Annotated in this window: 8 protein-coding genes; all 8 read left to right on the top strand. The window is 45.5% G+C overall.

Annotated elements, in window-relative coordinates:
• Window positions 1-155 precede the first annotated feature (155 nt).
• From H9L42_RS16320 to H9L42_RS16285, 8 genes are read left to right on the top strand one after another with little or no spacing between them, the layout of a single operon-like run.
• Window positions 156-1,178, top strand: coding sequence for a phage tail tape measure protein (locus tag H9L42_RS16320; RefSeq protein WP_187304469.1), 1,023 nt, complete (start codon window positions 156-158; stop codon window positions 1,176-1,178).
• 12 nt (window positions 1,179-1,190) lie between these two features.
• Window positions 1,191-1,892 (top strand): LysM peptidoglycan-binding domain-containing protein, encoded by a 702-nt coding sequence (locus tag H9L42_RS16315; RefSeq protein ID WP_187304468.1) that lies wholly within the window; start codon window positions 1,191-1,193, stop codon window positions 1,890-1,892.
• The gene (locus H9L42_RS16310; RefSeq protein WP_187304467.1) at window positions 1,889-3,769 is read left to right on the top strand and encodes an XkdQ/YqbQ family protein; all 1,881 of its coding nucleotides are present in this window, start codon (window positions 1,889-1,891) and stop codon (window positions 3,767-3,769) included. The genes H9L42_RS16315 and H9L42_RS16310 overlap by 4 nt, the downstream gene beginning before the upstream one ends.
• Before the next feature lie 39 nt (window positions 3,770-3,808).
• A complete protein-coding gene (locus H9L42_RS16305) occupies window positions 3,809-4,102 on the top strand; it encodes a DUF2577 family protein (protein WP_187304466.1) in 294 nt (97 codons plus the stop codon).
• Window positions 4,099-4,524: a DUF2634 domain-containing protein gene (locus tag H9L42_RS16300; RefSeq protein ID WP_187304465.1), complete on the top strand. Its 426-nt coding sequence runs from the start codon at window positions 4,099-4,101 to the stop codon at window positions 4,522-4,524. Before H9L42_RS16305 ends, H9L42_RS16300 begins: the two co-directional genes overlap by 4 nt.
• On the top strand, window positions 4,517-5,581 hold the full coding sequence (locus H9L42_RS16295; protein ID WP_187304464.1) for a baseplate J/gp47 family protein: 1,065 nt from the start codon (window positions 4,517-4,519) through the stop codon (window positions 5,579-5,581). Before H9L42_RS16300 ends, H9L42_RS16295 begins: the two co-directional genes overlap by 8 nt.
• Complete coding sequence (locus H9L42_RS16290; protein WP_187304463.1) at window positions 5,572-6,198, top strand: putative phage tail protein; 627 nt, start codon at window positions 5,572-5,574, stop codon at window positions 6,196-6,198. Before H9L42_RS16295 ends, H9L42_RS16290 begins: the two co-directional genes overlap by 10 nt.
• 2 nt (window positions 6,199-6,200) lie before the next feature.
• Window positions 6,201-6,947: a hypothetical protein gene (locus H9L42_RS16285; protein WP_187304462.1), complete on the top strand. Its 747-nt coding sequence runs from the start codon at window positions 6,201-6,203 to the stop codon at window positions 6,945-6,947.
• The last annotated feature ends 188 nt before the right edge of the window (window positions 6,948-7,135 follow it).

The raw sequence follows: 7,135 nt of genomic DNA, 5'->3' as shown, positions 1-7,135 counted from the left end.
AGCAGCGGGACCCAGACACTGATCAGAAGCCTTAGCATGAACAGAGGCATACCGCTAAGCTAGATGATAATCATTTTGGATCTGTCAACCAAAAACTCCACAACAACTTGACACCGCCCCCCTATGTGGAGATTGCCATCGACAAGGTTCATGGTTTGGTAGACTGGTGGAATGGATTAGGCGATGCAGGGCAAAAAACGGCGGTTAAAATCGCAGGATTCGTCGCGGCAATCGGACCTGTTTTCATGGCAGTCGGAAAGCTTTCGGGCGGGTTCGGGAATCTGATTAAAGATTCCGGAAAGCTTGGCAGTGCGATTTTCAAACTAACAAATGGAACGAAAGGCTTTGGAGCCTTTAAGACGATCATGACAGGGCCTGTTGGGATAGCGCTTGCCGGAATTGCTACTGCGGCGCTATTGATTTACAAGAATTGGGACAAAATCGGGCCGATTGTAAAAAAGGCTGTTGACCGCTTCAAAGAATTTGGACACAACATTAAGGTTCTGCTTGGACCTGAGATTGAGACGATTAAAAGGATTGGCTCGGTCGTGATGGATGTGTTTGGCGGAGCGTTTCAGGCGGCCTTTTCGATTGCGGGGAACCTGATTACAAATTTCTTCAATTTTGCAGGTGGAATGTTCAATGCGTTTATGACTACCTTAGAGGGCGTTATTGAATTTATCAAAGGTGTATTCACTGGAAATTGGAAACAGGCATGGGAAGGTGTGAAAAGCATCTTCAGAGGTATATGGGAAGGATTTAGCAGTATTGTAAAGGCACCTTTAAATGCAGTAATTGGTGTCCTAAATGGGTTTATTGATGGCGTCAACGGATTTATTGACGGATTGCCCGGAGCAGTAAAATCTGGAATTGAGGGGTTATTTGGAAGCTATCACATTCCGACTATCCCGCAGCTTGCAAAAGGAACGGATAATTGGCGTGGCGGTATCGCGCAGGTACATGAGCGTGGTGGAGAAATTATTGATCTTCCGCGTGGAACAAGGGTGTATCCGCACGATGAATCTATTCAAATGGCAAGAGCAGAGGGTGAAAAAACAATTAATATCACAATTCCGAAACTGGCTGATTATTTTGTAGTCCGCGAAGAAGCGGACATGAAAAGGATTGTAGACTACCTGGCAGAACGATTGGAAAAGACAAGTCTGAATATGGCGTAAAGGAGGATGATTATGGAAATCTGGTTAAAAAACGGAACGGATGCGATCCAGCTCCCGATCCTTCCCTCTACCTTTACGGTGTCGGTAGAAAATTCTCACCAAACGGTTAATGTGCAGACGAAAGGCGATGTTACGATTCTGGGAAAGACCGGATTAAAAACGGTAGAATTGACGAGCTTTTTTCCAGGGCAGGATTATTCCTTTGCGGCTTACGCAAAGGATCGAGACCCGTATGATTATATTGACAAAATTCTTAGTTGGCAGGAAAAGGCGGTGCGCATCACGATTACGGATACAAATATCAATCTGCAAACGACCATTCAGTCGTTTTCGTATGGAGAGCCGGATATATCCGGAGACGTAGAGTTTACTCTGTCCATGCAGGAGTACCGAAAACCGACCTATACGAAACCTCCTAAAGATAAAAAAAATAATAACAACTCAGGCGGAGGAAAAAAGGATGATAAAAATAATAAGAAGCCAGGGAAGGACAATAAATCAAAATCAAAAAACTATACTGTGAAAAAGGGAGATACCTTGTGGGCAATTGCGAAAAAATACTATGGAGCAGGAAGTAAATATACAAAAATCTATAATGCGAATAAATCTGTCATTGAGAAAGCGGCAAAGAAGCACGGAAAGAAAAGCAGCACAAACAAAGGCGTAAAAGGCTGGTGGATCTTTCCGGGGACAAAGCTGGTGATCCCAAAATGAAATTAAAATGGAAAGATAACGATATTACCGGCTATGTAACACGCGTCACATGGTCTGGAAGCGCTAAGCAGGCGGCCCGAACTGTAGACTTTGAGATCGCATACAGCCCGAATGACAGTAGCGTAAAGCAGCTTAACATTTTAAACGGTGATAAGATTGTGTTTTACCCTGCCTATCCGGACAACAAAACTGTCAAGTTTGTCGGTACAGTGACAAGCAGAGAACGCCGGTCTGAGGCAGGGACACTTTCCTACACGGCACAAGATTATATGATGCACCTCTTGCGATCCTCTGGAACTTATAAATTTCGCAAGAAAACGCCGGAGAAAATTGCAAAACAGGTATGTAATGATATTGGGGTTTCGACAGGTACGCTTTCAAAAACAAAAGTAAATATCAAAAAAATCTTTTTTCAGGAACGGACTTACTACGAGATCATTATGGCCGCCTATACGCGGGCGAAGCGCAAAAACGGAAAGTTGTATATCGCGCAAATGGACGGATCTAAACTGGAAGTGGTTGAAAAGGGCAAGGTCATCTCAAACTTCTGGATCAAAGAGGGCGAACGAATCCTTGATTCTTCCTGGTCTGCCACAACCGATCAGATGGTGAATCGGGTATACATCTACAATGAAAAGAACAAGAGAATTGGAGTTGTGAAGAACGATTCAAATATCAAACGATACGGAGTATACCAAAACGCAATTTCTGTTGATTCCGGGACAGGAAAAGCAGAGGCAAAGAAAGAGCTGCATGGGATTGACAAGTCAGCTAGTTTGACCGCTATCGGAGATTATAAATGCGTATCCGGCCGTGGGGTGCTAATTAGCGACAGCCGAACAGGGTTAAGCGGAAAATACTGGATTGAATCCGATTCACATGAATGGAGCGACGGAAATTACACCATGACTTTAGATCTTGCGTTTAAGAATGTCATGGATACCTATTCCGGGGACACAGAAGAAAAATCTAAGACTTCTAGTTTGTCCGGGGGGACAACAAGCAGCAGCGATGCAATTAACGATGTGCTAAATCAAGCGCGGGAATGGATTGGAATATCTGGGAACACGAATGCGGCGACGCGCTACTATGGAATGAACGGCGTAGCATGGTGCTGCATTTTTGTATGGTCATGCTTTAACAAATCCGGTCATGGAAAGTGCTTGATGAATGGAGGAAAGACGGCGCGGGTTTATGATGTGCGGGACTGGTACAAGGCTCGTGGAAAGACAGGAAAAAAGCCACATAAGGGAGATTTGGTTGTTTTCAATTGGTCGCACATTGGAATTGTGGAAAAGGTTAGCAGCTCTTCTAAATTTACGACTATTGAGGGGAACACAACTGGAAGTGTATGCCGGAGGCGGCAGCGGAGCATTTCTCAGGTAAGCTGCTTCTGCTATCCGGATTGGCCGAAAGTGACAGCAACAAGCAGCAAAGCATCTATTAATTCGTACAAAGGTGGAAAGCTGGGCTGGCCGCTTCCGGGATATACAAGGATTACCGGACGCTATGGAACCGACCGGGGCGATCACATTCATGCAGGAATCGACATCGGGACACAGGGCGCAAGCGGAAAGCGCTGTGTGGCCGCATGGGACGGGAAGGTTGTCAAGCACGTCCCGCTCAGCCAGGGCGGCGCACGGGGACATTATATTGACATCGACCACGGTGGCGGAATTGTGACAAGATACCAGCATCTAAAGCCGGAAACAGGGCTGAAAAAAGGCTCTGTCGTGAAAAAGGGGCAGCGGGTTGGTACGGTTGGCGGTTCCGGATATGGGCGTTCGAACTACTACGCCATTCACCTTCATTTTGAGGTATTGAAGAATTATAAAAACGGACAGGGAACGGCGGTGAATCCGACGAATTATTTGTAAGGAGGCATCATGAACGCATATGAGCGACTTATTACACAAATGCGATCTCAGGGTAAATATTACAACGACCCGCCGATCCAGATCGGTACGGTTGAATCGGGAAAGAAGATCAAACTAGCAGACATAACGCTGGATTTTGACGATTACTTGATGGACTGCAATTTGACGTTTGACAAGGACGAAAGATACTACCACACCGATAAATCGGAAACTAGCAACCTGAAAGCATACAAGGCAAACATTTTAGAAGAAGGGGATCTTGTGGTAGCAGTTAAACTGGTACGAGACGATGCAGAACAATTCGTTGTACTAGCAAAGGTGGTGGAAGTATGATTTTTCCTTTTGTCGAAGAAGAACTGGAAGAGGAAGGGATTGAGCTTGAAGAGGACGAATCCGAATATATGCCCCGGGAATACGGGGTGGATTTTGAAACTGGAAAGCTGACAGGAAAGATTGTGGAAGGCGTGGATGCGGTGGTGGTTTGGGCGTGGCTTGCGCTACAGACTGCAAGAGAACGCTACTATGTCTATTCTCTCGACTATGGACAGGATTATGAAGATATGCTTGGAAGAGGATATACACAGGCGTATATTTCAACTGAACTGAAGCGAATGACAGAAGAATGTCTCTATGAAAATCCGTTCATATCTGGAATTGAAAATTTTATTTGTGAAATGAAGGGCGAAAAGGTAATACTTTCCTTTCGCCTGTTAACTGATTTCGGAGAAAGCGAGGTGGTGGAAGTCGATGTTTGAGGATCGGACCTTTGAGAATATTTTAGATGAAATGCTGACTGAAATGCCGGAAGGAGTTTCTACTGCAGAGGGAAGCTTGATTTATAATGCTTGCGCAAAACAAGCAGCAAGACTGGAAGAAGCCTATCTTGTTTTGGCCGGAATTGAAGCAAATCTTTTTGTTGATACGGCAGACATGGATCATTTGATTCGTGCCGGAAATGACCGCGGATGCGAATTAAAAGAAGCAACCTATGCAGAATTTCAAGCGCAGTTTAACTGCGCGGTACCGGACGGAAGCGAATTTAATCTGGATGAATATAACTACACCGTCTATCGATGCGTAGATGAAATCGAGCATATTTATGAAGTGGGATGTGACACCGCCGGATCCGCACCGAATCTTGTGCTAGGTGATTTAGAGCCCGTTGAATTTATTGAGGAATTTGAATGGGGAAAGCTCCTGAAGTGTATCAAAGAAGGCGAGGACGAAGAGGATATCGAGGAATACCGAACGAGACTATTGAACACCTTTGATTATAAAGGATTCGCCGGAAATCGTGAATATTACATGACGCAAATCAAGGAACTCAGCGGAGTAAACGCTTGTAAGTTGAGCAGGGTGAAAGCTCCGTCAGACCGGATAAAGGTTGTGATTGCAGGCGCGGACTTTCGTGCGCCAGAGCCGTCCATTGTAGACAACATACAGACAGCGCTTGATCCAATCGTCAACTCCGGTGAGGGTGACGGAATTGCTCCAATCGGTCACAGGGTGGAGGTCTTTGCGGTGGAAGAAATAGAGATCAATATCTCAACAACAATCACATACGATGAGGGATATTCTTATGAAGATTTGCAATCTTACATTGATGCAAAAGTCGATGAATATCTTCTGGAGCTACGTCAGGAATGGGAGGAAAGTGAAGCGTTGATTGTCCGAATCTTACAGATTGAAGCAAGGATTGTGGAAGTAGAAGGGATCTTGGATGTAAACGATACTACGATTAACGGAAATGCGGCAAACTTGCAGATAACAGACGGAAGTGTTCCGGTAAGGGGTGAATTGACATGCTCTTAGAGATTCGGTATCCGGATGCGGTTCTGCATATCGAAGATGTACGACTTTCCATTGAGGCAGGGGACAAGGCAGGTGAATCCTTTGAACGTGCGATGGATGAAGTTGACAACAATATTGCCGTTTGCACGTCAGAAGAATCCGGTATCGCACGGCGCGAAAAAATATTAGGAATTCAGCCGCTTGATACAGCAACACTGGAAGAACGGCGACTAGAGGTGCTGTTGAAATGGTTTAGCGTTCCTCCTTATACGGAGCGTGCGCTCCGGCGAAAGCTGGACACTGTTCTGGGAGAAGGAAATTACATCCTGACGATTGACCTTGATGCAAAAACGATCTCCTGCCGCATCCATTGGAGACAGGTTCCGTATGGGATTCGCATGCAAAAAAGCATTACAGATATGTTTGAGGAAATGATCCCATTGGATTATCTAATAGGTGTTGCGCTATACGATTATTTTGAATCGAATCATATACTTTACACCGCCGGAGCCGTCAGCATGAAACGGAATTATCAGATACCGATGTCCGTCATTTCAAAGGATTATGATATGCAAGAAACAACCTATCATGGCAGCTCTTTGTGCAGCCGCATAAAACAGCCGATTAAGGAGGGATAACTTTGGACTTTTACATGATTAAAACAACAGCCGGTCTTGCGCTAGATCAGAAGCTGCCAAACAGCGAGTTGACGCTAAAGCTGACAAAGGCCATGTCCGGCGCGGGAAAAGTGGAGCAGGCGCAGCTTGCAGCTTTAACGAGTGTCAGCGAGCCAGTGCAAACGCTGGAACTGAAAGACTTGATTCATCCAGTTTCCGGATCGGAAAACACCACTCTAACGATTCCGGTGTTCTTGAGCAATGCTGGACTGGAAACGGGCTATGAACTCTTTCAAGTGGGCGTATACGCGCAGGACCCAGATGTAGGGGAAATCCTCTACCTGGTCGCACAGCTTACACGGGACACCGGTGAGCCGGTTCCATCTGAGGGGGATGCTCCGGGCTTTTCGATTGACTTTAATCTTGCTGTGAACGTAGCCAATGCGGATAATGTTGAGGTGGTGCTAAATGAGGCGGGGAAGCTGACGGTGGAGCAGGCCGATCAGCGTTATGCAAAAAAGACCGATCTGGAAGATCTGCGGGAGGAATTTGACAGCATTGATATATCGGCCCAGCTGGAACCGTATGCAAAAAAAGCTGACGTTTATACGAAGACGGAATCGGATGCAGCCTATCCAAAAAAAGTTGATGTTTACACAAAAACGGAGACGTATACAAAGACAGAGGTTTATACAAAAACTGAAACCGATCAGAAAATCACAGACGCAATTAATACCAACATCACAGCGGCGCTGAATGCGTCCTATTAAGGAGGTGAGAATATGAGTCAATTAACAACGCTATTTACCGACATAGCAGATTCCCTGCGGGCAAAAGAGGGAAGCGAAGGACAGATTCCTGCAATGAACTTTCCGGAAAGAATTGACGGGCTTGCGGGGAAGATGCAGATCGTGGATGAAAGCGGTGAGCAATATTCCGTTGTAAATATTTCAGAAGA

The sequence above is a fragment of the Zhenpiania hominis genome (genome assembly GCF_014333425.1).
Classification (GTDB): Bacteria; Bacillota; Clostridia; order Peptostreptococcales; family Anaerovoracaceae; genus Hominibacterium; species Hominibacterium hominis.
The sequence above is the reverse complement of the archived record's forward strand: the minus strand, read 5'-3'. Positions and strand labels throughout refer to the sequence as shown.

Coding starts and splice junctions, on each gene's coding strand:
- H9L42_RS16305 (WP_187304466.1), top strand. CDS start 3,809: ATGCGATCTCAGGGTAAATATTACAACGACCCGCCGATCCAGATCGGT.
- H9L42_RS16290 (WP_187304463.1), top strand. CDS start 5,572: ATGCTCTTAGAGATTCGGTATCCGGATGCGGTTCTGCATATCGAAGAT.
- H9L42_RS16295 (WP_187304464.1), top strand. CDS start 4,517: ATGTTTGAGGATCGGACCTTTGAGAATATTTTAGATGAAATGCTGACT.
- H9L42_RS16300 (WP_187304465.1), top strand. CDS start 4,099: ATGATTTTTCCTTTTGTCGAAGAAGAACTGGAAGAGGAAGGGATTGAG.
- H9L42_RS16315 (WP_187304468.1), top strand. CDS start 1,191: ATGGAAATCTGGTTAAAAAACGGAACGGATGCGATCCAGCTCCCGATC.
- H9L42_RS16310 (WP_187304467.1), top strand. CDS start 1,889: ATGAAATTAAAATGGAAAGATAACGATATTACCGGCTATGTAACACGC.